Here is a 24,325-nt window from a genome sequence, read left to right as displayed (position 1 = left end):
TCTGAAATGGATATTAAAGAACAATTGAAAGATATCAAGACACAGCTCCGTCTCTCTATGAACGGGGCTGTGTCCCAAAGTATGCGCGAGAAAGGGCTGGTTTATAAACTCAATTTCGGAGTGGAACTGCCTCGTATCAAGATGATTGCCGAAGGTTACGAAAAGAATCATGACCTGGCGCAGGCTTTATGGAAAGAGGAAATTCGTGAGTGTAAGATTCTGGCGGGAATGCTTCAGCCGATCGAAACGTTTTATCCCGAGATAGCCGATATTTGGGTGGAAAACATCCGGAATATCGAAATAGCAGAACTGACTTGTATGAATCTCTTCCAGCATTTACCGTATGCTCCGGCCAAATCTTTTCACTGGATTGCCGACGAACAGGAGTACGTGCAGACTTGTGGTTTCCTGACTGCCGCCCGTCTTCTGATGAAGAAAGGGGATATGACCGAACGTGCCTCCGGCGAATTGCTCGACCAGGCGATTTGTGCGGTACATTCCGACAGCTATCATATTCGTAACGCAGCTTTGCTGGTTATCCGCAAATATATGCAGCATAGCGAGGAACATGCTTTTCAAGTATGCCGCCTGGTGGAAGGTATGGCAGATTCTACCTTGGAAGGAGAGCAAATGCTCTACAATATGGTGAAAGAGGAGCTTGCTGTAGACTAATCTTATTTTCATGGAGTAAGTCCTTTTATTAAATAACGGTTTAATTTTTTAGACGCGGATAACACGGATGACGCGTCTAAAAAATAAACCGTCTTGTTATTCGTTTATTATATAAGCCAATCTACAAAACGAATGATAGTCTCCATTTAATTTATAAAAAAACTGTCTAACTCTGTGATGAACTAAAAAAACTTCTCTTTATCATTTGCTTTCCGCAAAAAAGGCTTAACTTTGTTCGCGCTAATTTTGGCTGATGATGGAAACTCAAAACGTGAAAGATACAGTAAGGCAGATATTCACGGAATATCTCACGGCGAACGGGCATCGAAAGACTCCTGAACGCTACGCCATACTCGATACTATTTATTCTATCGACGGTCATTTCGATATTGACATGCTTTATTCACGGATGATGGACCAGGAGAATTTCCGGGTGAGCCGGGCGACTCTCTACAACACCATTATTCTTCTTATCAATGCACGGCTGGTCATTAAGCATCAGTTCGGTACTTCCTCCCAATACGAAAAATCATATAATCGCGAGACACATCATCATCAGATATGTACTCAATGTGGTAAAGTGACCGAGTTTCAGAACGAGGAACTGCAGCAAGCCATTGAAAATACGAAATTGAGCCGCTTCCAGCTTTCGCATTACTCCTTATATATATATGGAGTATGTAGTAAGTGCGACAGAGCTAACAAACGGAAAAAAGTAAATAACAACAATAAAAAAGAAAAATGAAAGTAGATGTTCTATTAGGATTACAATGGGGCGACGAAGGTAAAGGAAAAGTAGTCGACGTTTTAACACCTAAGTATGATGTGGTTGCTCGTTTTCAGGGCGGCCCGAATGCCGGTCACACGCTTGAGTTTGAAGGACAGAAATATGTGCTTCGCTCTATTCCTTCCGGTATTTTTCAAGGAAACAAGGTAAACATCATCGGTAACGGTGTGGTACTTGATCCGGCATTGTTTAAAGCAGAGGCAGAAGCACTTGAAGCATCGGGTCATCCGCTGAAAGAACGTTTGCACATTTCAAAGAAAGCTCATCTTATTCTTCCGACACACCGTATTCTGGATGCTGCATACGAAGCAGCCAAAGGTGATGCTAAAGTAGGAACTACCGGTAAGGGTATCGGCCCTACTTACACGGATAAAGTGAGCCGTAACGGTGTTCGTGTAGGTGATATTCTTCATAATTTCGATCAGAAGTATGCTGCCGCAAAAGCTCGTCACGAACAAATTCTGAAGAGCTTGAATTATGAATACGATCTTACTGAACTGGAAAAAGCATGGTTGGAAGGTATCGAATACCTGAAACAATTCCATTTCGTAGATAGCGAACATGAAGTGAATAACCTGTTGAAGGATGGTAAGAGCGTGCTTTGTGAAGGAGCGCAGGGTACTATGCTTGATATTGATTTCGGTTCATATCCGTTTGTGACTTCTTCCAATACCGTATGTGCGGGAGCCTGCACCGGACTTGGAGTGGCACCTAACCGTATCGGTGAAGTATATGGTATCTTCAAGGCATACTGTACTCGTGTAGGAGCAGGTCCGTTCCCATCAGAACTGTTTGACGAAACAGGCGACAAGATGTGTACGTTGGGACATGAATTCGGTTCTGTAACCGGTCGTAAACGTCGTTGCGGATGGATTGACCTGGTAGCGTTGAAGTATTCCGTTATGATAAACGGAGTTACCAAATTGATTATGATGAAGAGCGATGTACTCGATACTTTCGAAACAATCAAAGCGTGCGTTGCTTACAAAGTGAACGGTGAAGAGATCGACTACTTCCCGTATGACATCACAGAAGGCGTAGAACCTGTATATGCAGAGCTTCCGGGCTGGCAGACAGATATGACCAAGATGCAGAGCGAAGATGAATTCCCGGAAGAATTCAATGCTTACCTGACTTTCCTGGAAGAACAGCTTGGTGTAGAAATCAAGATTGTATCTGTAGGACCGGACAGAGCACAGACCATCGAACGTTATACTGAAGAATAACAATTGATTTATTATATGGAGGAAAGGCGGAGATTGAAGAAAAACTCCGCCTTTCTTGTTCAATCCTTTGTATAGTCTATCCTAAACACACAAAAATAATGTATGCCTTATGAAAACACGTTTTATAGCTTTCCTTTTGTTGTTCGTAATGAACTTGGGAGTATTTGCGCAATCTTCCTATCAGCCTACCGAAGAGAATTTGAAAGCACGGCAGGAATTTCAGGACAATAAGTTTGGTATTTTTCTTCATTGGGGGCTATACGCTATGCTCGCTACCGGTGAGTGGACTATGACAAACAATAATCTGAATTATAAAGAGTATGCCAAACTGGCAGGCGGATTTTATCCTTCCAAGTTTGATGCGGACAAATGGGTGGCAGCTATTAAAGCTTCAGGAGCGAAATATATCTGTTTCACTACCCGTCATCACGAAGGTTTTTCTATGTTTGACACTAAGTATTCGGATTATAACGTAGTCAAAGCTACTCCTTTTAAAAGAGATATTGTGAAAGAATTGGCAGCAGCCTGTGCCAAGCAGGGCATCAAGCTCCATTTTTATTATTCACATCTTGACTGGGCGCGTGAGGACTATCCTTGGGGACGTACAGGACAGGGCACAGGTCGCTTGAACTCGAAAGGAGATTGGAAAAGTTATTATCAATTCATGAATAACCAGTTGACAGAATTGCTGACGAATTACGGTCCGATAGGGGCTATTTGGTTTGACGGATGGTGGGATCAGCCCAAAACTTTTAACTGGGAATTACCGGAGCAGTATGCTTTGATTCACAAACTCCAACCGGACTGCCTGGTGGGTAACAATCATCATCAGACGCCTTTTGATGGAGAAGATATTCAGATTTTCGAACGCGATCTGCCGGGTGAGAATGCTTCGGGACTTTCTGGACAGGAGGTGAGTCGCCTGCCGTTGGAAACTTGCGAAACAATGAATGGTATGTGGGGATATAAGATTACCGACCAGAATTATAAATCTACAAAGACATTGATTCACTATCTGGTGAAGGCAGCCGGTAAGAATGCCAATCTTTTGATGAATATCGGCCCTCAACCTGATGGGGAACTTCCTGCGGTAGCTGTGCAACGCTTGGCAGAGATGGGAGAGTGGATGAAACAATATGGCGAAACGATCTATGGAACACGAAGCGGCATAGTTGCTCCGCATGATTGGGGAGTGACCACACAAAAAGGAAATAAACTCTATGTACATATCCTCGACCTGAAAGATGCAGCTTTGTTCCTGCCATTGACAGGCAAGAAGGTTAAGAAAGCAGTCTTGTTTAAAGATCAGTCTCCGGTTCGTTTCATAAAGACGAAAGCCGGTGTTTTGCTCGAATTCGCCGAGGTTCCGAAAGATATTGACTATGTGGTAGAACTGACAATTGACTAATTTTTAGCTAATTCTTCATAAAAGCAAGGGGAAACTATTCTGACATTGAACGTTTCCCCTTATTTTTGGCAAACAATTTGTTTATAAAGATATAGAGTAATAATTAAAATTGAAAAGTATATGATGTCTTATTGGGTATTATTTATAGGAATCGCTGTTGTAAGTTGGTTGGTACAGATGAATTTGCAAAACAAATTCAAGAAGTACTCTAAGATTCCTACAGGAAATGGAATGACAGGACGCGACGTTGCTTTAAAAATGTTGCATGACAATGGAATTTATGACGTACAGGTTACACATACGCCGGGACGGTTGACCGACCACTACAATCCTACTAACAAAACGGTGAATTTGAGTGAAGGGGTGTATGAAAGTAACAGTATAATGGCAGCTGCCGTAGCAGCCCATGAATGTGGACACGCTGTACAACATGCACGCATGTATGCTCCGTTGAAAATGCGTAGTGCGCTGGTTCCGGTGGTAAACTTTGCCTCTTCCATTATGACGTGGGTATTGTTGGGTGGTATCTTGTTGATAAACTCTTTCCCGCAGTTATTGCTGGCAGGTATTATCCTGTTTGCTATGACTACATTGTTCAGCTTTATCACGCTGCCGGTGGAAATCAATGCAAGTAAACGTGCGTTGGTCTGGTTGAGTTCATCCGGCATTACTAATTCGTACAATCATGCACAGGCTGAAGATGCTCTTCGTTCTGCTGCTTATACGTATGTAGTTGCTGCATTAGGCTCACTGGCTACATTGGTATACTACATCATGATCTTCATGGGTAGAAGAGACTAAGAAATGAAAAAGGGAGAAAAGTACGTTTATTAACTTCTCTCCATAGAATATAAAAAGATTCTCCGCAGTCTTTCCGAAGACTATGGAGGATTTTTTGTATTGTTTAGGGTCTTACTTGAGTGTTTCTTTACGATATTGATAGGGGATGGACACAATACGGGTGATTTTTTCAAATATATGTAAGTATTGCTCGGAAATTTGCAGTAAATTTGCGCAATTAAAATTATAAACAGTAATATTATGGCAGCAAAACCAAGTATTCCTAAAGGAACTCGTGACTTTTCGCCGGTAGAAATGGCGAAGCGTAATTATATATTCAATACGATTCGTGACGTATATCATTTGTATGGATTCCAGCAGATAGAGACTCCTTCGATGGAGATGCTTTCTACATTGATGGGAAAGTACGGCGATGAGGGAGATAAACTACTCTTTAAGATTCAGAACTCTGGAGATTACTTCTCCGGGATTACTGACGAAGAATTGTTAAGCCGTAATGCTGCCAAACTGGCAAGCAAATTCTGTGAGAAAGGTTTGCGTTACGACTTGACAGTGCCTTTTGCCCGTTATGTAGTGATGCATCGTGATGAGATCACTTTCCCGTTCAAACGCTATCAGATTCAACCGGTATGGCGTGCCGACCGCCCGCAGAAAGGACGTTATCGCGAATTTTATCAATGTGATGCCGATGTTGTAGGAAGCGATTCGTTATTGAACGAAGTGGAATTGATGCAGATTGTCGATACCGTTTTTAGTCGTTTCAATATTCGTGTATGTATTAAGATTAACAACCGCAAGATTCTTTCCGGTATTGCTGAAATTATAGGCGAATCGGATAAGATTGTAGATATTACCGTGGCAATTGACAAACTGGATAAAATTGGTCTGGATAATGTAAATGCCGAACTGAAAGAGAAGGGAATCAGTGATGAGGCTATTGCCAAGTTGCAACCGATCATTCTTCTTAGTGGTACGAATGCAGAGAAATTGGCAACACTGAAGAATGTGTTATCAGCCAGTGAAGTAGGGCTGAAGGGAGTGGAAGAGAGTGAATTTATTCTGAATACATTGGAAACAATGGGCTTGAAGAATGAAATAGAGCTTGATCTTACTTTAGCTCGTGGACTGAACTATTATACAGGAGCTATCTTTGAAGTGAAAGCACTGGATGTACAGATTGGCAGTATCACTGGTGGTGGCCGTTATGATAATCTGACCGGAGTATTCGGTATGGCAGGAGTGTCCGGAGTGGGTATCTCTTTTGGTGCAGACCGTATCTTTGATGTCCTGAACCAGCTCGAACTTTACCCGAAAGAAGCTGTAAACGGAACAGAACTTCTGTTTATCAACTTCGGTGAAAAGGAAGCTGCATACTCAATGGGAATTCTGGCTAAGGTACGTGCTGCCAATATTCGTGCCGAGATCTTCCCGGATGCAGCCAAGATGAAGAAACAAATGAGTTATGCCAATGCGAAGAATATTCCGTTTGTAGCTATTGTCGGTGAGAATGAAATGAACGAAGGCAAAGTGATGTTGAAGAATATGGAGACTGGAGAACAGAACCTTGTTTCAGCAGACGAACTGATTGCTATTGTGAAGAAATAAGCGGAGATATTAGAACTAAGTATGTCATCATAATTAGTTAATATAAAGAGTTCGTCTTAACATAAAAATGAAGTGCCCCCCAAAAGTTAGATAAAGGACTTTTTGGGGGGCGCTTCAAAATAAAAAAGAGAAGATTTCTTTTTAGTATTTTATTTGATCTAGTATTCCATTGAGGAAAGCAATTGCTACTCCATAGTTCGTCATAGGAATGTGCTGCTCCCGCGCACGTTCGATGCGACTAAGTACGTATTTACGGTTAAACATACATGCTCCGCAATGGATAACTAAAGAGTAAGGAGTCAGATCTTGTGGAAGGTCGGTTCCTGCTACCATATCAATTTGCAGATTCTCTCCAATCCGTTTCCGTAACAAACGAGGAAGTTTCACTCTTCCTATATCTTCTGAAAGGGGAGCGTGCGTACAAGCTTCCGCTATCAGTACACGTGACGATTCCGTCAGTCTTTCAATGACAGCTGCACTTTCTACATAATAGTGAATATCACCTTTATATCCTGCGAAAAGCACCGAGAAAGAAGTCAGCTCACTTTCCGCCGGTTTCTGTTCATAAATCGCTTTGAAAACTTGTGAATCGGTGATGATTAACTTCGGAGGACGGGCAAGGGCTTGTAGGGTTGCAGAAAACTTATCAGTGGTGCAAGTCATTACGAGGCATTTTTTATCCAGCAATTCACGGATAGTCTGCACTTGCGGTAAGATCAGTCTACCTTTGGGAGCTTGGATATCCTGTGGCATTACTAAAAGTACAAGGTCATTTTCTGTAACAAGTTTCCCGGTAATATTTTGTTGACCGAAGTCCGAAGGTAATTTTTCAAGAATAGCTTGCCGGATCAGTTCGATTCCTATCTTTTCTTTGGCACTGATAAGCAAGGGGTGTATTTTACATTGTTCCTCGATATATGTAGCTAAATGATCGCTATTCTCTCGTATATCTATTTTATTCAATACCGGAATGACAGGGATATTCTTCTCTTTCAATAGTGCCAGTATCTCTTTTTCATGAAAAAAGGTAGTGTCTTCACATAATAACAATGCAATATCCGTTTTCTCAATAGCCTTTAAAGTCCGGCTGATACGCAGTTCTCCAAGCTCTCCTTCGTCATCGAATCCCGGAGTATCTATAAAAAGACAAGGACCAATACCTTGAATCTCCATTGCTTTAGACACAAGGTCGGTAGTCGTTCCGGGAGTATTTGAAACGAGCGCGATGTCCTGTCCTGTCAACGCATTGATAAGAGAAGACTTACCACTGTTCCGTCTACCGAAAAGGGTGATATGAAGTCTGTTAGCATTTGGAGTATCTGTTAAGCTCATAATTGATAATTTTTCAACTTGTTAATTCGTGCGTAGCTAATTGGCAGATTGATATGTTAGCACATCAATGTATTATTTAAAATCTAAAGTCTCTTTGTCCTGCAGCTATTGCTTTGAGATTCCGGATAGCTATTTCCCTGATTTTGGGATTGGGGATTCGTTCCGTTTCTTTTAGAACCAGTTCCAATCCTTTCTGTCGCGTATCTTCTGAAGCATAATCTTCCAGATACTCTTTCAGAGTCATCAGGGCATTCGGTCCGCAACAGTTTGCTATCTGACCGGATTTCACTAATGACATGAAACGGTCTCCCGTCCTTCCTTCCCGGTAACAGGCTGTACAGAAGCTGGGGATATATCCGAGTTCGAGCAACCAGTTGACCACCTCGTCCAATGTCCGGGTGTCGCTCACATCAAATTGGGCAGAATTATGATCGGGTAATTCCGTTTCAGCATATCCGCCTACACTGGTACGCGAACCGCCACTGATTTGTGAAATACCCAATTCGAGCACTTTCTTGCGTGATTCTTGCGATTCACGTGTAGAAATAATCATTCCCGTATAAGGAACGGCAATTCGGATAACAGCTACAATCTTGCTGAATATCTCATCCGAAATAGCGTTCGGGAAATCTTCCGCATCGATGTCATCTGCCGAACAGATGCGCGGCACACTGATTGTATGCGGCCCTACACCGAATTTGGCTTCCAAATGTTCGGCATGCATTAATAATCCGATAAAATCATACCGATAAGTATTCAAACCGAAAAGGACGCCAATGCCTACATCATCGATTCCTCCTTCCATCGCGCGGTCCATCGCTTCGGTGTGATAAGCGTAATTGCTTTTAGGTCCGGTGGGATGGAGAGCTTCGTAGTTATCTTTGTGATAAGTCTCTTGGAATAAGATATACGTGCCGATACCCGCTTCTTTCAATCGGCGATAATTTTCTATCGTAGTGGCTGCGATATTTACGTTTACCCGGCGGATAGCTCCATTTTTATGCTTGATACTATAAATCGTCTGAATAGATTCCAGAATATATTCTATCGGGTTCAGTGACGGATGCTCACCGGCTTCAAGAGCCAGTCGCTTATGTCCCATATCCTGCAAAGCAATTACCTCCCGGCGGATTTCTTCCTGTGTCAGTTTCTTGCGTGCAATAGTCTTGTTTTTGGCATGATACGGACAATATACGCAACCGTTTACGCAATGATTAGATAAATAAAGCGGTGCGAACATGACGATACGGTTGCCGTAAAACTTCTGTTTGATTTCTTTAGCGAGATGAAAGATACGTTCTATCAGGTCAGGTTGGTTACACTCCAGCAGAATGGCCGCTTCCCGGTGTGTCAGTCCCTTGCACAACGCTGCCTTTTCAATTAGTTGTTCAATCAGGACACGATTATCCTTATTGTTCTGTGCATATTCCAGCGTATCCAAAATTTCTTCGTGATGGATAAACTCTTCTGCTTTGGATGAATCTTTTTGGTATATCATAATATTCTTTGTTTTTTCACCACAGATTACACGGATTCACACAGATTAAAATTTAATTCGAAATAAATCTGTGTGAATCCGTGTAATCTGTGGTGCACTTAAAGTCGCCTCTTTCGGTAGATATCTCATAACCGATGGTATTCAACTGCTTTTGTAAGGTAGTCAGTCCTTCGGCGGATTCCGCTCCGAGTGAAGCTTTGTCATTGTATAATTCATATTTTCTCCGTTCCTCCCGGGGAGACAGGTTGGGCATAACCACATTTGCACCTGCCAATATACCCCGCTCTCTACCATCAGGAACAAGAGTGGCGAGAGCCGTTGTTGCCGGAATCAATGCGGATGGATGCATCAAACGGAAGATCGATAATAGAAGAATCGTCCGTTCCACCGTTCCGCTGGGATATTGGGCAAAAGGCGTATCATGATGGGGTAGGAAAGGACCGATGCCGATCATTTCCGGCTGTAGCTTTTCAATGAACAAGATATCCTCGATGATATGTTCTACTGTTTGCCCTGGGCTGCCGACCATAATTCCGGTTCCTGTCTGATAGCCGATGTCTTTTAAATCCGCTAAACATTGTAGGCGCTGTTTGCCGGACATTTCTGCCGGATGCAGTTGCCAGTAATGCGACTCATTATATGTTTCGTGACGTAACAGATAACGGTTGGCTCCGGCACGGAAGAAACGCTCGTATGCATCACGCGACTTTTCTCCGAGCGACAGTGTAATGGCACAATCCGGATAATCCTGCCTGATACGGGCAACAGTCATTTCTATCCGATCGTCTGTCAGTGCGGGATCTTCTCCTCCTTGCAGCACGAAAGTGCGGAAACCTAATTTATATCCTTGCCGGCAACAATCCAGTATACTTTCCAGGTTCAATCGGTAACGTTCGATATTGGGATTTCCTTTTCGGATGCCACAGTAATAACAGTTGTTCCGGCAGCAATTGCTGACTTCAATTAGTCCACGGATATAAATCTTATTTCCGAAGTGGCGGAGAGCGACTTCCTGCGCCTGTTTATTGATGTAACGCAGGGTTTCTGCGTCACATCCGGTCAACAGTTGCCGGAGCTCTTCCGGGCTAAGTGTTCTTTCCTGCCGTAGTTTATCGATCCATTGTTTCATAGCTCTCTTTTCGTTTGAGCAGCTCTTGTGCCAATTGGCGACGTCCCGAAACAATATCATTATGCGTACTTGGCCCGGTGATGCATCCACCCTCACACGCCATCACTTCAATAAACTGTCCCGCAGCCTTTCCTGTCTTGGCGCAGGCACGCAACAGAGCGATATTCTTTTTATTGATGTCCGACACTTGTATTGCATTGATTTTATCCGCTTCTTCTTTCAGATAAGCTTTGACAGCTCCCATCACACCACCTGCCTGTGCAAATCCATGTGCTTCGCGAACAGACGTATGTAATACAGAGAACTCCTGTACCTGTTCCAGTTCAATACCCAGTCCGTCGAGAATCGAACCGATTTCTTCAAACGTCAGAATATAATCCACTGCTTTGTCACGACGTACTTCTTTGCGTTTAGCCACACAAGGGCCGACAAACACAACCTTAGCATCCGGATGCTTCTCTTTGGCAATCCGTGCGGCGTAGTACATCGGTGATCCGGTGGTAGAAACGTATGGTTTCATATCCGGAATATGTTTCTCAACCAGTTCGATATAAGAAGGGCAACAGGAAGTAGTCATAAATTTCTGTCCCTCTTCCAATTTCTCCAGTAATTCGTGTGCTTCATTGCTGGTGGTTGCCATAGCACCTTCGGCCACTTCGATCACATCCGTAAATCCTATTTCTTTGAAAGCACCGTACACTTGTCCGATAGAAGTCTTAAACTGTCCCAGAATAGACGGAGCAACGATGGCAACCATCTTTTCTCCTTTACGGATGCGTTGCAATACATCGAATGTTTGCGAGATTTCGAAGATAGCACCGAACGGACAAGCATTCATGCATTTTCCGCAGTAGATACACTTGCTTTCATCAATATGTTCTATGCCGTGTTCATCTTTGCTGATAGCTTTTACCGGGCAAGCCTCTTCACAAGGCACGGGAATATATACGATAGCGTGATAAGGACAACTCTTGTGACAAATACCGCAACTGACACATGTGTCATGGTCAATCATTGCCTGACCGTTTTTCTTGAAACGTATCGCATCTTTGGGGCAATTCATGTAACAGCTACGTGCCACGCATCCGCGACAAAGGTTGGTTATTTCATAATTGATCTGTACACAGGAAGAACAGGCCTCGTCGATGACGCACATGATATTTTCCTTGTCCGGTTCGGGGCGGCTCAATGCCAATCGCGCATATTCGGAAAGCGGGGTAACTTCGTCGTGTTCGTCTGTCATATCCAATCCCATCAGAGGAAAAGTCTTGTACCTCCACACTGCGCGTTCTTTATGTACGCAACACCGTCCTAGGGGTTTTGATTTTCGTGGACTCAATTCAATCGGGAGCCGGTCTATCTTTTCCACTAATTCGTCGTTTTTCCAGAGTTTAACGAGGTCTGCCAGCAATTTATGCCGGACAATCATAATATTATTCGTAAATGCCATATTGCAATAAAAAGGTTGTTAGTTAGTTGGTGCAAAGATACGAACAGAATTTCAATATTTAAGTTTTTTGAAACATTCTTGTAACTTTTTTGTAGCCCTCGCGTGTTATCTTTGGGGTGGACAAAAAAACTTAGAGGAGGCAGAGTTATGAATAGCAGTATTTTCGAGCAACGTAGTCGTTTTGCCATGATTGGCGCATTGATGGTTATTATCAGCCTGCTGTTTTTATTCTACATGGGAAGTTCTTTGGTAAGCTCTACCAAAAAATATCTGGAGCAGATACAAGGGATAGAGATCACTTGTATCGACACAGACGAATAAAAACAAGCAACCGAAAGGTAGGATAACCCGGGGGAAATTTGTATTTTTGCCGGAAGAAAAAACAGACCTTATGGAAGAAAAGAATAGAGCCTGGAAAACGGTGAGTAGTAAATATCTATTTCGCCGTCCGTGGCTGACTGTGCGTTGCGAAGATATGTTGCTTCCCAACGGTAACCATATCCCCGAATATTATATTCTTGAGTATCCCGACTGGGTAAATACGATTGCCATTACAAAAGATGGTAAATTTGTTTTTGTCCGCCAGTACCGTCCGGGAATTGAACGAACTTGTTATGAACTTTGTGCCGGTGTCTGTGAGAAGGAAGACGCTTCACCGTTAGTGTCCGCCCAACGTGAATTGTGGGAGGAAACAGGCTACGGAAAAGGAAACTGGCAGGAATATATGGTGATTTCCGCTAATCCGAGCACTCATACCAATCTGACTTATTGCTTTCTTGCTACAGACGTAGAACTGATAGACCATCAGCATCTGGAAGCTACTGAAGATATCAGCGTACATCTGCTTACATTGGAAGAGGTGAGAAGCCTGCTTGATAAGAACGAAATTATGCAAGCGCTGAATGCTGCTCCATTGTGGAAATATATAGCAAATCTGTAATATCGTTTGGAATTCTGTAGAGAAATAATAACTTTGGAGAAAATTTAAATTATCTAATTATGAAAACTATATTATGGAGTATTCTTTGTTTGTTTCTCTCCGGATGGGGAAGTATGCAAACAGTGTCAGCGCAGGATTTGCAAGAGATGGAAAAGAACTTGTCCGCTATCAATGAGGATTTGAATCAAAAGACAAAAGAATATAGTTGGCAGCTTGCGGCGGCTTATGCAGATTATTGTGAAGCAAATAATAAATATATAAGCTGGAACGACTTGCCTTATCTACAAACAGTTGTCGAATATGAACGGCCTGCTTCTTTGGAAACTTACCGACTGGCGCACAAAGCCAGCAAAGATGAATTGGATAAGTTTCTAAATACATATAAGGAATATAAGGATCTGACAAAGAAGCAGAAAGAAGCAGTAACCAAAGAAGAGAAGGATGCTGTATCGACTGCTTTTTCTGCATTCTGGAAGAAATTGAGAAGTGAAGAAAATCCTTATAAAGATTTGTATTATGCCGAACGGAAAGCGATCAGCAAATATCGGGCGGAAGCTTTGCGGTATGTGATTGCCCATTATAAAGAAAAGAAGCAGGAGGTTCCGACTTCTTATATAAAATATGCTGAACGGTCTTATTTATTGCAGAAAGGTTCTGCTTTGGAGTTGTTGCAGAAAGAAATAAACGCATTGGAAAGTGTGCAGAGAGAACTTGTTCAGAATATAACAAGAGCAAGGTATGGGTTGGGTAAGACTGAAGATAAATAAAAGAGAGTTTCACACATAATTGATTAAGGTAATACGGGATGGAGAAATCCTTTTCTATACTGGGAGGTCTGGACTGAAAAGTTCAGACCTCTTTATCTTTCCCCTCAAGTACGTATAGAAAAGTTCTTTCCCCTCCTATGCAAACTTCTTTTGCATAGGGAGAAAACTAGTTTAGGGCATAAGGTAAACTATAACCGAAGGTTCTGATTATATAACTGGAAGTTTTGATTACATAACTGAAGCTTTCAGTTTTATAACCGGAACTTGCGGTTATAGTTTGAGGTAAGGGGAAAGTAACTTTTCCCCAAGAGAAAAGCAAGTTCTCACCTTATAGAAAAGAACTTTTCTAGTTATACTTTGGACGATAGGTAGTAGCGATTCGGGAATAGTGGTGTATGTTTGTTCAACGTTTATTCCAATACAAAAATAATAGTTTCATTTACAGGCGCCCAATCATAAATGAATTTGGCATGGGAAGTTGCATTTCGTACGCACATGTGCGAACGCGGTGTCGTTCCTAACGACGGACTATATTCTATCTGTGTCTTGCGGGGAGCATTGACCGGTACTCCGTGAATATAGGCTCCATCCGTGAAACGACTCGCATAAGGAGCATAACCTCCTGTCTCTTTCGAACCGTCTTTTAGAAATACCATCTTCGCTTTCTTTTCCTGTAATACAAACATTCCTAAAGGAGTTTCCTGTGCATACGGCGGCAGGTGGCGTCCCGTAGTGGAAGGATTCATGCTGCGAACCATCCATTGCCCTTCTCCGCTACGTTCGAGAGCAGCGATATTCTGATTGTGGCGGTCTACGAAAACAGCTTTGTTAAAAACAATCGTATCTCCAATTACTTTGACATACTTTTTAGGAATCATCCATTCATCTCCGGTAAACATTGGCTCTGCTTTTATGAATTTTTCCCCGTCTTCGATAAAACGGGTTAGTTCTCCATCCTGGCCGTAACGTTCGGGCACTAATGTGTCGGTCAACAAGTAAAGCGGAACGGATTGGTAACGTTCTATGCCGAGAGTATCCGCCACCCGTCCGTAAGCGTTTCTTTTGAAATTCTTCACAAGCGGTGCTTCTCCATTTCTATTTTTGTAATTCTGGAGAATTGCCCAAGTGGAAGGCTGCAACTGTATATTTTCAAGCAAAGCCAGCCGTTCTTTGATTTTGTCCCATTGAAATTGCCGGGTAGTGTCTTTATAAGGATAGGTGTCTTCCAATGTATATTGGTCATACAATAAATCTTTGGTGATTTGTATCTGTTCTGCTGTGAGTTTCTTTTCAACAGGTTTAATCTCGGGTTGAGTTATTGTATCTTGCGACAGCGAATCTGTCTGTTGTTGTTCATGTACAGGAGAAATCCCCCCTGTACGCGAAGTGCAGGAGTAGAAAACGCAAGAGGCAATGATGAGGCCGGATGCTATTCTATTCATATTATTTATACAGTGCATTTGATGGTTCGTTTACGAATATACATCATTATAAGGAATAATCCTTTTGTTTTGTTTAAAAAGTAGGTGACAAATATACTTTTTTGCCATACAGTGCAAGTTGTCAGTCATTTTGTCAGTCTATTTCTGACAAAGAATCATTTATTTACTTTGGCACGCTTTTCGCAATAACTTTAGCGTTCCGCCTGAAAGACGGTGGATAACATCTACAATTAAATGTATAACTAAAATATAACAAGTAACTATGAACATTAAACCATTAGCAGACAGAGTGCTTATCCTCCCTGCACCTGCAGAAGAAAAAACAATTGGTGGTATCATTATTCCTGATACAGCAAAAGAAAAACCTTTGAAGGGTGAAGTTGTGGCAGTAGGTCACGGTACGAAAGATGAAGAGATGGTATTGAAAGTAGGCGATACAGTTCTTTATGGTAAATATGCCGGAACAGAACTTGACGTTGAAGGTACTAAATATCTTATCATGCGTCAGAGCGATGTTCTCGCTGTTTTGGGTTAATTAATAATAGTAAATAGTAAATCTTTAAATAGTAAATAAAGAGATGGCAAAAGAAATATTATTCAATATCGATGCCCGTGACCAATTGAAAAAAGGTGTCGATGCTTTGGCAAATGCAGTAAAAGTAACTCTGGGCCCGAAAGGACGTAACGTTATCATTGAGAAGAAATTCGGTGCTCCGCACATCACAAAAGACGGTGTGACAGTAGCAAAAGAAATCGAATTGGCAGATGCTTACCAGAATACTGGTGCACAGCTGGTAAAAGAAGTTGCTTCTAAGACAGGTGACGATGCCGGTGACGGTACAACTACTGCAACCGTTCTTGCACAAGCTATCGTAGCTGAAGGTTTGAAGAACGTAACTGCCGGTGCTAGCCCGATGGATATCAAACGTGGTATCGACAAGGCTGTTGCCAAAGTGGTAGAATCAATCAAGGATCAGGCTGAAACTGTAGGTGACAACTATGACAAGATCGAACAAGTTGCTACCGTATCTGCAAACAACGACCCGGTAATCGGTAAATTGATTGCTGACGCTATGCGTAAAGTTTCTAAAGACGGTGTAATCACTATCGAAGAAGCAAAAGGTACAGACACTACTATCGGTGTAGTAGAAGGTATGCAGTTCGATCGTGGTTATTTGTCAGCTTACTTCGTGACAAATACAGAAAAAATGGAATGTGAGATGGAGAAACCTTACATCCTGATCTATGACAAGAAGATTTCTAACCTGAAAGATTTCTTGCCTATCCTCGAACCGGCTGTACAAACAGGTCGTCCTCTGTTAGTAATTGCAGAAGATGTAGATAGCGAAGCGTTGACTACATTGGTAGTAAACCGTCTGCGTTCTCAATTGAAGATCTGTGCTGTGAAGGCTCCGGGCTTCGGCGATCGTCGTAAAGAAATGTTGGAAGATATCGCTATCCTGACAGGTGGTGTTGTTATCAGCGAAGAAAAAGGTTTGAAACTGGAACAAGCTACTATCGAAATGTTGGGTACTGCTGACAAAGTTACAGTTACTAAAGACTATACAACTGTTGTAAACGGTGCAGGTAACAAAGATAGCATCAAAGAACGTTGCGAACAGATCAAAGCACAAATCGTGGCAACTAAGTCTGACTATGACCGCGAGAAATTGCAGGAACGTCTGGCTAAATTGTCAGGTGGTGTAGCTGTTCTCTATGTAGGTGCTGCTTCAGAAGTGGAAATGAAAGAAAAGAAAGACCGTGTAGATGATGCTTTGCGTGCAACTCGTGCTGCAATTGAAGAAGGTATCATCCCGGGTGGTGGCGTAGCTTATATCCGTGCAATTGATGTTATTGACGGCATGAAGGGTGACAATGCTGACGAAACAACCGGTGTTGAAATCATCAAACGTGCTATCGAAGAACCACTTCGTCAGATCGTTGCTAACGCTGGTAAAGAAGGTGCGGTAGTTGTTCAGAAAGTACGTGAAGGCAAGGGTGACTTTGGTTACAACGCTCGTCTGGACATTTACGAAAACTTGCATGCTGCCGGTGTAGTAGACCCTGCTAAGGTTGCTCGTGTAGCTTTGGAAAATGCAGCTTCTATCGCTGGTATGTTCCTGACTACTGAATGTGTAATTGTAGAAAAGAAGGAAGATAAGCCCGAAATGCCGATGGGCGCTCCCGGAATGGGAGGCATGGGCGGAATGATGTAATTCCAGCTTTCGCTTAAGAATATATAAAGAAGATAAGAACCACTTTCCCTAATAAGGGAAGGTGGTTCTTTTTTTGCATTCCTGCAACATCTCTGCCTTCAATTTGTTCGATTGTTGGAATACCCTTATATTTATTGTCTAATTTATTAATAAATCGAGAGATGTTGAAAGTAGTAACATTTATGAAGCAAGTAGCCCGTGGGCTACAGATGGAGGGAAACTTTGGTACTGCCCATGTATACCGTAGCAGTCTCAATGCCATCATTGCTTATTGTGGGAAAGAGGATTTCACCTTCTATGAGGTGAGTCCGGAGTGGTTAAAAGGGTTCGAAGTGCATCTTCGTAGTCGTGGATGTAGTTGGAATACCGTCTCCACTTATTTGCGCACGTTTCGTGCAGTTTATAATCGTGCTGTCGATCTTCGTAAGGCACCTTATGTTCCTCACTTGTTCCGTTCTGTTTATACAGGTACTCGTGCCGATCATAAACGTGCGTTAGGTGAGGAGGATATAAAGAAAGTATTTGCCAGGTTATCACAGGCTTTTGTCGGTTCTCCGTCATTACGCAAGGCACAGGAATTATTTATCCTTATGTTTTTATTGCGCGGTTTGCCTTTTGTCGATCTCGCCTATTTGCGTAAAAGTGATTTACGTGACAATGTGATTACATATCGCAGACGTAAGACAGGCCGCACCTTGTCGGTGACTCTAACTGCAGAAGCGATGATTCTGGTAAAGAGATATATGAACCGTGACAGTTCTTCTCCTTATCTGTTTTCTTTGTTAAAGAGTCGTGAAGGGACTCCGGAGGCTTATCGTGAATATCAGTTGGCATTGCGCACATTCAATCGTCAGTTGATGTTGCTGGGCGAATTACTGGGATTGGGTGATAGATTGAGCTCTTATACTGCACGTCACACTTGGGCTACGACAGCCTATTATTGTGAGATTCATCCGGGTATTATTTCCGAAGCAATGGGACACTCTTCCATCACTGTGACTGAAACGTATCTGAAGCCTTTCAGGAATAAGAAAATAGATGAAGCTAATAGACAGGTCGTTGAGTTTGTGAAGCGTACTATTAGTGGATTAATCGCTTGATAAATAGTCTGTTACTTTGTAGGTAACGGGAATAAATACCGGTGCAAATATGAGCATATTTCTTAAAACAACCAAACGAAATCATACATTTTTTCTAATAAACCACTCAAAAAAGGAATAGGACAGATAAAACACGCGGATTCTTTGTATTAGGGCTTTGTTAACTTCTAAATTTTGCACAAGATTTCCCCTCCCCGCTACTTGCTTTCAAAAGCAGGGGTAAAAAAGTTTCGTAGCATATCGTATCGTTTTTCAGTATTGACTACTCCCGAAGAGCAGGACAAAGGTTCTTCCGTTACCTACAAAGTAACGGGCATGCTATTATTGAAACTTAGTGTTTAATCATATATTATTAATGTAATTTTTAAGTAGTTATGAAAAGAAAATTTGTAAAAGTGATGTTCTTCGGGGCGCTGGCACTTTCTACTGTCACCTATGTAGGCTGTAAAGACTACGATGATGACATTGACAATCTGCAAACACAGATTGATGCTAATAAGGCTAGCATCGCTGATCTGCAGAAATTTGTAGATGCTGGTAATTGGGTGAAGAGTGTAGAACCTGTTACTGGTGGATTCAAGGTAACATTTAACGATGGAAAATCTTATAGTATCATAAATGGTGCTAAAGGTGATAAGGGTGACAAGGGTGATACAGGTGCTCCGGGAGTAGCTGGTGGACAGGGAACTCCGGGATCGAAAGTGACTATTGATCCGGAGACCGGAGAATGGTTGATTGATAAAAAAGGTACCGGATGGTATGCAAAAGCCACAGACGGACATTCACCTTACATCGCGGATGGAACTAATGGTGATAAAGGCTATTGGTATTTTTGGGATGATAAGGCTAATGATGGAAAGGGCGGTTTCGTAAAAGGAGATAAAGCACAAGGCGACCGCGGCGAAGTCACGGAAGGAACAAATGGCAAGTCTCCTTATATTGAAGATGGATACTGGTATTATTATGATGATGCCGCCGGCAAATTTGTAAAAGGTTCTCAGGCTGCAGGTACAGACGGAGTATCTCCTTTCATTGACGAAGATGGTTATTGGTGTTATTGGGATATCAATGCTGTAAATGAAGATGGAACTAAGGGCAAATTAGTACGTGGAGATTATGCCCAAACAAGTGTATATGTTGTTGAAGCAGCGGACAGACCAGCATGGGAACTTCATGTCGGTGCACTCAATGAAGATGGAACTTATACTGATAAAACTATTATATTGCCAACAGCTGATAAATTGTCAAGCATGACTGTTGTGTCAATTGCTGATGGAAAAATTAGTGAAGGTATGAGTGAGGTAACAATGTATTATGGTATATTGGCTAAAGGTACTACTGTTAAGTTCCATAATGTAACTTATGGTTCTACAGAAAAAGCTACTACTTTAGTTGGTGCAAATAGCTCTGTAATGCATGCATTAATCAATCCGGTTAGTGTTGACTTCTCTGAATATCCTGTTGAATTGATTAATTCTCATGGGGAGGTTTGTTATACAGTTCTATCAAAAGAAAAGAATCTTTCTGAAAATCCTTTAACCACCCGTGCGGATGGCGAAAAGAAATGGAATCAGGGAATTTATGATCTTACAGTTTCTTTGATTGCTGATAAAGCAGCCGATAATAACTTGAATAATAAAGCGATAGCTTATGCTTTACGTGCTAAAGATGCTTGGGGAAATAACATCATATCAAATTATGATGTGAAGGTTATTGCTAAAAATGAGGCTTTGGATATTACTAATAAAGAAGTAGATGTGGTTTATACATCATCTGCAAAACTTGATGAATTGTTTGCTGCTGAATTGTCCAAAGTTGCAGCTCATTATTATTCTATTGAAAAAGCTGATTTGGAAGCTATTGGTGCTGTATTTGACGAAGCTACAAATACTATTTCCTCACCTACAAAACAAGGTACTATTGAAGTGAAAGTTAATTACTTGAAAACAGACGGTACAAAAGTTGAAGGAGGTAATGCTAAAACCTTTACAGTGAACTTTACTTATGACACGGGTGCTGATATTACTATCGCTGATGCTGTTGTTTGGAATCTGACTAAGGGTGCAGATGCCACAGATCCTTCAAATAATACCTCTGATCTTGTTGTTAACTCAACCGATGATTTATTCGCTATTCTGAACAAAGAGTTTACTGGCAAGAAGAAACCTACTGTAAGATTGAAGAGCATTGGATTTGCTGCTGGAGATAAGATTTCTGTTAATGGCAATGAGTATGCTTATGAAAGTGGTTCTATTGATCTTGTTGGTGCGCAACCTGTTACTATAACAGATAATAAAGGTAAAGTTACAGGATATAAGATTGCCTTCCAATTTAATCCGACTATGGTTGCAGCTGTAATGCATAATGCTGTTTTGGAAATTATTAATCCGGACTATCAACCAACATTGGGAGATGAAGTAATTAAGAAGGTAAATGTGAAAGTGGAAGTTAAGAATGCAGGTATATTTGCATTTACACCGTTAAGTGCTTATTTCACAAGTTCTGAAACTGCTATTGCTTATGGTACCCCTGATAAATCTAATGCAGTTGTAAATCAAGACTTGTATGCACTCTTTGATGAAATGAGCGCTGAAGATAAGGGACATATATCTTTTGATGAGAAAGCTCCTAACTTTGGTACTGATGATAATCCGGAAATGGGTGCAAATTGGTTAGTTAACAAAACAAACTTTGTAATTGCAGTTCCGTTGTACAAATCAACTAAGAATGATGGTGTATATTCAACGCGTCGTATGACCATTGCATACCAGCCGTTTGGAAATAAACGTTTGGCTACAATTTCTAAAGAGTTTAACTTAACTGTAAGATCTGCAATCAAAGAAGGTTCACATCCTGATATTGCTGCTAGTAAAGCTAAAGTATTGTCAATAAAGGAATCTGAAAAATTATTCAAGATTAAACCTGCTGATTTTACTGTTAAAGATGTAAAAGACGTTGCCGTAACAATTGCTAAGACAAGTAGAGATAGTAGAGTTACAGATGTTACTATAGAACTAAGTTCAGAGATTGCCAAATATGCTGAAATAGCCGGGGCAACTTCTACTCCCGTTGCGTTTGAAGGTGAATTAACTGTACAATTGAAAGCTACTACCCTATCCATTGCATCTAAAGTTGAAGGTTATGCCTTAGTGAAGATTACAGATACATGGGGAGCTGTTACAGAAGTTAAATGTCCGATAGTAATGAAAGCTGATGGAGCTAACTAAGTAACTATAAAAAGAAAACCCTTCTTCACCTTGTGTGAAGAATACGCCGAGAAGAAACAGAGTGAAGGATTTGGCTTGTGAAAGTCAATCCTTCCAATTCTGTTCTTCTTATAGAAAGGGATACCTCCCTTATTTCCCACAGGTATCCCTTTTCTTTATTTCATAATGTCTCCTTATTTGCACTAGAAACCAATTTGCTAGTCCCTTATTTCCCTATAGATTAAGGAGACGTTTTGAGAATATAGAAAACCCGGGCTTGCGAAAGTCCGGGTTTTCTTATTAGTCTTTATTTATCGGATTGAATAAGATGAAAGTCCTCATCATACAATCCCACGAGTAAGCTTTGCCCTTTATCATCTACTTTCAGTCCGCCATATACGGCTTTTTGATAAAGAGTATCCTGTCCTTCTTCAAAGAAGAAAGATTCGGCGCCGAGGAAGAGGCGTCTATTTATTATTTTATATCTGATGACTAGCTCATTGTCGTTTACAGGTTCCAACGTGTTTTGTAATCGTACAATTTCTCCTACCTGATTACTGTCCGTTCGGAGTATGGCATAACCGCGTGTGTCGGTTTGCTCATCTGGCAGATTTGATGAGGCTTCCTTGTAGTTAAGTCTCATATAGTCTCCTTGCATAAGAGAGCGGGGATCGACGGGGGCTAGCTGCAACAAAACCAACTGTCCGTCTTTCAAGGTTTGCTCTTTCTGATAAACCGACCAGTTGAAATACCCCAATAGCAGTATCAGGTTTACGATAATCAATATTCGGCTATACTTTTTCATGTCTTGTTCTTTTTTGAGTGAAGAAATACCAGGCTGTAATACATGCAATTCCGATGAAGAAAAGCGTTATGGATTTGGTAAGCAGGCTCAAATTCAAATCATAATAATATTTGGAAACAGCATAGATAAAGAGAAGGAGCGAGGCAGCACACTCCGCTTTGTAACCATAATGGAAACATATTAAAATCAGTAACAAACTACCGGATAAATAAGGAGCAAACACGGTAGGCAGACAGATAACAATACAAAGAATGTAGATACCAACCTGATTCACCGGATGATCCACTTTCATGACCTGCATGATTCGTTGAACCATGATAAGAATTCCGATCCATATACAAACAGACAGTATGCAGGACACAAGCCAACTATTTGTTTCTGATATCATGTAATTGATTGATAATCCTCCCAGTGAGACGATACCGGATACGAATAATCCGAAATGAAATGATTTGTATTTGGAAAGGTAATTCTCTGTTCCTATACACTCAAACAACTTGTTTTCAAAGATGTTGGTAAATAGAAACACTCCAAGGATAGGGACTACGGCTATTTGCAAGGGATAAAACGAAGAAAAGACATGGGCGGCTTCTCCGAAGAAAGATATATTAAACAGAATGACTGAAAGAAAGGGGAGAATAAATCCTCTTGATAATAAGAATGTGAGAATACTGATTCCCATAAGTGTAATGAAGAGGAGATTAATGCTGGTATTTATACCGAAGCCAATCAATACACATCCGGCTATGTATAAAGTGATGTTCATTGCATCCAGAAAAGACCGGATCACCATGCGGCTGATTGTTAGCGTAGTGAGAATTAATATACTTCCGGCAATCAGGCAAGAAATATCGGAGCGGAGGATTCTGGCAAGTGCCAGAAATCCCAAAAAGAAAATAGCCGTCAGGATTCCTCCGATAATGGATACGACTTGAATAGTGAGGTTATGCTTCTGTGCCATACCATTGCTTTTTTAGATGAAGAATGATGTAAATGAGCAAAGTTGTTCCGGTGATGACAATAACTCCTCCGTAGAAGAATATCTGAACATCCCTAAGATTGCTTTGTGATATGAATGTAGTCAATAGAATCATTAATGCGGCAAACGGAATGATAGCCAGATAGAACAGGCTTTTTACTTTCCACCCATACCAAAGTCCCGCAGAGAATAGAAGGACGGTGCTTATGAGGGGAACAGACAATATGGCGTTCTCTTCGCAGATTGCCATCATTAACAGAAAACTGGTGTGTATAATGGTAGCCAGTGAAAGAAGACTGACGAACCAACGATTGTTTCTGTCCAAATGACCTTTTGCGCTCATCCATTCCGTGATGAGCGTTGTCAAGGCACATATCCAGGTTACTGCATTAGCCAACAAAGTCATTTCCCAAGAGTTGGTACTGGCTATCTGTATATTGTACAACCATATCGTAGTGCAAAGTAATCCGATGAACGTCAGCCATAACGGAGCGAAACGGATAGCAACCGCCCAGAGAATGGTGAAAAGAGTCCATCCCAGGAAAAGATCGTAAGCATCGGCTCCCGTTTGGTAGATTTGTCCGAAGACGGCGAAAAGCGTACCTATCAGGAACGTAGCTCCAGTCAGGAGAATCTGTTTGACGAGCTTATTCCAACGGGTGAATGTAGCGAGCAGGACAGAAGCTATTAATAACACCTCTACTATTCCTAACTTTGCAAATTTAGGTAATTCATCCCAGTTGTAGGCAAAAAAGAAGATAATGCCTGCCACTGTAAAACCAACGCCCACTGCCAATAAAAAAACAGAAAGAAATTGATTCCATTGTTTTTTATCAGCGTACAGTGCTTGTCGGGATAAAGGCGAAGAGTCGGTCTTTTCCATGTGTTTTTACTTTTTGATGATTACAAACATAAGAAAATAAAATGATTATCACCTCAAGATAGACTATAAAAAGGTATGA

21 protein-coding genes are annotated in these 24,325 nt (G+C 41.5%); 13 read left to right on the top strand and 8 right to left on the bottom strand.

Annotated features, from left to right (window positions below; all coding sequences use genetic code 11):
* The first annotated feature begins 6 nt into the window (after positions 1-6).
* The 6 genes from INE92_RS12205 (at position 7) to hisS (ending at position 6,499) form a co-directional block, all read left to right on the top strand.
* Complete coding sequence (locus tag INE92_RS12205) at positions 7-672, top strand: DNA alkylation repair protein (protein ID WP_004314019.1); 666 nt, start codon at positions 7-9, stop codon at positions 670-672.
* Between the two features lie 256 nt (positions 673-928).
* The gene (locus tag INE92_RS12200; RefSeq protein ID WP_008025868.1) at positions 929-1,417 is read left to right on the top strand and encodes a Fur family transcriptional regulator; all 489 of its coding nucleotides are present in this window, start codon (positions 929-931) and stop codon (positions 1,415-1,417) included.
* Complete coding sequence (locus INE92_RS12195) at positions 1,414-2,685, top strand: adenylosuccinate synthase (protein ID WP_004301093.1); 1,272 nt, start codon at positions 1,414-1,416, stop codon at positions 2,683-2,685. The genes INE92_RS12200 and INE92_RS12195 overlap by 4 nt, the downstream gene beginning before the upstream one ends.
* A gap of 109 nt (positions 2,686-2,794) precedes the next feature.
* Entirely contained in the window at positions 2,795-4,093 is a 1,299-nt protein-coding gene (locus INE92_RS12190) for an alpha-L-fucosidase (protein ID WP_151936703.1), read from the top strand.
* Positions 4,094-4,213: 120 nt separating this feature from the next.
* Positions 4,214-4,894, top strand: coding sequence for a zinc metallopeptidase (locus INE92_RS12185; protein WP_004301089.1), 681 nt, complete (start codon positions 4,214-4,216; stop codon positions 4,892-4,894).
* A gap of 240 nt (positions 4,895-5,134) precedes the next feature.
* A complete protein-coding gene (gene hisS, locus INE92_RS12180) occupies positions 5,135-6,499 on the top strand; it encodes a histidine--tRNA ligase (protein ID WP_004314016.1) in 1,365 nt (454 codons plus the stop codon).
* Positions 6,500-6,640: 141 nt separating this feature from the next.
* Here hisS and hydF read toward each other — a convergent pair whose 3' ends face one another.
* From hydF to INE92_RS12160, 4 genes are all read right to left on the bottom strand, one after another.
* Positions 6,641-7,831 carry a [FeFe] hydrogenase H-cluster maturation GTPase HydF gene (hydF, locus tag INE92_RS12175; protein ID WP_117810338.1) on the bottom strand — a complete coding sequence of 397 codons (1,191 nt, stop codon included), beginning with the start codon at positions 7,829-7,831 and terminating at the stop codon, positions 6,641-6,643.
* 76 nt (positions 7,832-7,907) lie between these two features.
* Positions 7,908-9,329: a [FeFe] hydrogenase H-cluster radical SAM maturase HydG gene (gene hydG / locus INE92_RS12170; protein WP_165861517.1), complete on the bottom strand. Its 1,422-nt coding sequence runs from the start codon at positions 9,327-9,329 to the stop codon at positions 7,908-7,910.
* A gap of 52 nt (positions 9,330-9,381) precedes the next feature.
* On the bottom strand, positions 9,382-10,458 hold the full coding sequence (gene hydE, locus INE92_RS12165) for a [FeFe] hydrogenase H-cluster radical SAM maturase HydE (RefSeq protein WP_151936702.1): 1,077 nt from the start codon (positions 10,456-10,458) through the stop codon (positions 9,382-9,384).
* Complete coding sequence (locus INE92_RS12160; RefSeq protein WP_128859260.1) at positions 10,439-11,908, bottom strand: 4Fe-4S dicluster domain-containing protein; 1,470 nt, start codon at positions 11,906-11,908, stop codon at positions 10,439-10,441. Before INE92_RS12160 ends, hydE begins: the two co-directional genes overlap by 20 nt.
* A 147-nt stretch (positions 11,909-12,055) precedes the next feature.
* Between INE92_RS12160 and INE92_RS12155 the strand changes: the two genes are divergently transcribed.
* The 3 genes from INE92_RS12155 to INE92_RS12145 all read left to right on the top strand — a co-directional run bounded on the left by INE92_RS12155 (position 12,056) and on the right by INE92_RS12145 (position 13,615).
* Positions 12,056-12,229, top strand: a complete 174-nt coding sequence (locus INE92_RS12155; RefSeq protein ID WP_008015767.1) for a hypothetical protein — start codon at positions 12,056-12,058, stop codon at positions 12,227-12,229.
* Positions 12,230-12,299: 70 nt separating this feature from the next.
* The gene (locus INE92_RS12150) at positions 12,300-12,848 is read left to right on the top strand and encodes an NUDIX hydrolase (protein ID WP_004314010.1); all 549 of its coding nucleotides are present in this window, start codon (positions 12,300-12,302) and stop codon (positions 12,846-12,848) included.
* Between the two features lie 59 nt (positions 12,849-12,907).
* Complete coding sequence (locus INE92_RS12145) at positions 12,908-13,615, top strand: DUF5039 family protein (RefSeq protein ID WP_151923804.1); 708 nt, start codon at positions 12,908-12,910, stop codon at positions 13,613-13,615.
* Positions 13,616-14,025: 410 nt separating this feature from the next.
* Here the strand turns inward: INE92_RS12145 and INE92_RS12140 are convergent, their stop codons facing one another.
* Positions 14,026-15,075, bottom strand: a complete 1,050-nt coding sequence (locus tag INE92_RS12140) for a L,D-transpeptidase (protein WP_195436370.1) — start codon at positions 15,073-15,075, stop codon at positions 14,026-14,028.
* Positions 15,076-15,319: 244 nt separating this feature from the next.
* Here INE92_RS12140 and INE92_RS12135 point away from each other — a divergent pair, with 244 nt between their 5' ends.
* From INE92_RS12135 to INE92_RS12120, 4 genes are all read left to right on the top strand, one after another.
* Positions 15,320-15,592, top strand: a complete 273-nt coding sequence (locus tag INE92_RS12135) for a co-chaperone GroES (RefSeq protein ID WP_004314007.1) — start codon at positions 15,320-15,322, stop codon at positions 15,590-15,592.
* A 43-nt stretch (positions 15,593-15,635) separates the two neighbouring features.
* Positions 15,636-17,273 (top strand): chaperonin GroEL, encoded by a 1,638-nt coding sequence (groL, locus tag INE92_RS12130; protein ID WP_015531568.1) that lies wholly within the window; start codon positions 15,636-15,638, stop codon positions 17,271-17,273.
* A gap of 161 nt (positions 17,274-17,434) precedes the next feature.
* Positions 17,435-18,373, top strand: coding sequence for a tyrosine-type recombinase/integrase (locus tag INE92_RS12125; RefSeq protein ID WP_008025888.1), 939 nt, complete (start codon positions 17,435-17,437; stop codon positions 18,371-18,373).
* A gap of 374 nt (positions 18,374-18,747) precedes the next feature.
* Complete coding sequence (locus INE92_RS12120) at positions 18,748-21,600, top strand: PL29 family lyase N-terminal domain-containing protein (RefSeq protein ID WP_195436369.1); 2,853 nt, start codon at positions 18,748-18,750, stop codon at positions 21,598-21,600.
* Between the two features lie 286 nt (positions 21,601-21,886).
* Here the strand turns inward: INE92_RS12120 and INE92_RS12115 are convergent, their stop codons facing one another.
* From INE92_RS12115 to INE92_RS12105, 3 genes are read right to left on the bottom strand one after another with little or no spacing between them, the layout of a single operon-like run.
* Positions 21,887-22,384 carry a GDYXXLXY domain-containing protein gene (locus tag INE92_RS12115; RefSeq protein WP_004314003.1) on the bottom strand — a complete coding sequence of 166 codons (498 nt, stop codon included), beginning with the start codon at positions 22,382-22,384 and terminating at the stop codon, positions 21,887-21,889.
* Positions 22,371-23,345 (bottom strand): DUF4401 domain-containing protein, encoded by a 975-nt coding sequence (locus tag INE92_RS12110; RefSeq protein WP_195436368.1) that lies wholly within the window; start codon positions 23,343-23,345, stop codon positions 22,371-22,373. Before INE92_RS12110 ends, INE92_RS12115 begins: the two co-directional genes overlap by 14 nt.
* Positions 23,329-24,246 (bottom strand): DUF2157 domain-containing protein, encoded by a 918-nt coding sequence (locus INE92_RS12105; protein ID WP_008025892.1) that lies wholly within the window; start codon positions 24,244-24,246, stop codon positions 23,329-23,331. The genes INE92_RS12110 and INE92_RS12105 overlap by 17 nt, the downstream gene beginning before the upstream one ends.
* Positions 24,247-24,325 lie beyond the last annotated feature (79 nt).

The sequence above is a fragment of the Bacteroides xylanisolvens genome (genome assembly GCF_018289135.1).
Taxonomy (GTDB): domain Bacteria; phylum Bacteroidota; class Bacteroidia; order Bacteroidales; family Bacteroidaceae; genus Bacteroides; species Bacteroides xylanisolvens.
Note: the sequence above shows the minus strand (reverse complement) of the source record. Positions and strands in the feature narration are given on the sequence as shown.

What these genes read in the sequence shown, in the direction of transcription:
- INE92_RS12120 (WP_195436369.1), top strand. Translation starts at nt 18,748, where the DNA reads ATGAAAAGAAAATTTGTAAAAGTGATGTTCTTCGGGGCGCTGGCACTT.
- INE92_RS12160 (WP_128859260.1), bottom strand. Translation starts at nt 11,908, where the DNA reads ATGGCATTTACGAATAATATTATGATTGTCCGGCATAAATTGCTGGCA.
- hydE (WP_151936702.1), bottom strand. Translation starts at nt 10,458, where the DNA reads ATGAAACAATGGATCGATAAACTACGGCAGGAAAGAACACTTAGCCCG.
- hydG (WP_165861517.1), bottom strand. Translation starts at nt 9,329, where the DNA reads ATGATATACCAAAAAGATTCATCCAAAGCAGAAGAGTTTATCCATCAC.
- INE92_RS12150 (WP_004314010.1), top strand. Translation starts at nt 12,300, where the DNA reads ATGGAAGAAAAGAATAGAGCCTGGAAAACGGTGAGTAGTAAATATCTA.
- hisS (WP_004314016.1), top strand. Translation starts at nt 5,135, where the DNA reads ATGGCAGCAAAACCAAGTATTCCTAAAGGAACTCGTGACTTTTCGCCG.
- INE92_RS12185 (WP_004301089.1), top strand. Translation starts at nt 4,214, where the DNA reads ATGATGTCTTATTGGGTATTATTTATAGGAATCGCTGTTGTAAGTTGG.
- INE92_RS12155 (WP_008015767.1), top strand. Translation starts at nt 12,056, where the DNA reads ATGAATAGCAGTATTTTCGAGCAACGTAGTCGTTTTGCCATGATTGGC.
- hydF (WP_117810338.1), bottom strand. Translation starts at nt 7,831, where the DNA reads ATGAGCTTAACAGATACTCCAAATGCTAACAGACTTCATATCACCCTT.
- INE92_RS12140 (WP_195436370.1), bottom strand. Translation starts at nt 15,075, where the DNA reads ATGCACTGTATAAATAATATGAATAGAATAGCATCCGGCCTCATCATT.
- INE92_RS12125 (WP_008025888.1), top strand. Translation starts at nt 17,435, where the DNA reads ATGTTGAAAGTAGTAACATTTATGAAGCAAGTAGCCCGTGGGCTACAG.
- INE92_RS12195 (WP_004301093.1), top strand. Translation starts at nt 1,414, where the DNA reads ATGAAAGTAGATGTTCTATTAGGATTACAATGGGGCGACGAAGGTAAA.
- INE92_RS12110 (WP_195436368.1), bottom strand. Translation starts at nt 23,345, where the DNA reads ATGGCACAGAAGCATAACCTCACTATTCAAGTCGTATCCATTATCGGA.
- INE92_RS12105 (WP_008025892.1), bottom strand. Translation starts at nt 24,246, where the DNA reads ATGGAAAAGACCGACTCTTCGCCTTTATCCCGACAAGCACTGTACGCT.
- groL (WP_015531568.1), top strand. Translation starts at nt 15,636, where the DNA reads ATGGCAAAAGAAATATTATTCAATATCGATGCCCGTGACCAATTGAAA.
- INE92_RS12190 (WP_151936703.1), top strand. Translation starts at nt 2,795, where the DNA reads ATGAAAACACGTTTTATAGCTTTCCTTTTGTTGTTCGTAATGAACTTG.
- INE92_RS12145 (WP_151923804.1), top strand. Translation starts at nt 12,908, where the DNA reads ATGAAAACTATATTATGGAGTATTCTTTGTTTGTTTCTCTCCGGATGG.
- INE92_RS12135 (WP_004314007.1), top strand. Translation starts at nt 15,320, where the DNA reads ATGAACATTAAACCATTAGCAGACAGAGTGCTTATCCTCCCTGCACCT.
- INE92_RS12200 (WP_008025868.1), top strand. Translation starts at nt 929, where the DNA reads ATGGAAACTCAAAACGTGAAAGATACAGTAAGGCAGATATTCACGGAA.
- INE92_RS12115 (WP_004314003.1), bottom strand. Translation starts at nt 22,384, where the DNA reads ATGAAAAAGTATAGCCGAATATTGATTATCGTAAACCTGATACTGCTA.
- INE92_RS12205 (WP_004314019.1), top strand. Translation starts at nt 7, where the DNA reads ATGGATATTAAAGAACAATTGAAAGATATCAAGACACAGCTCCGTCTC.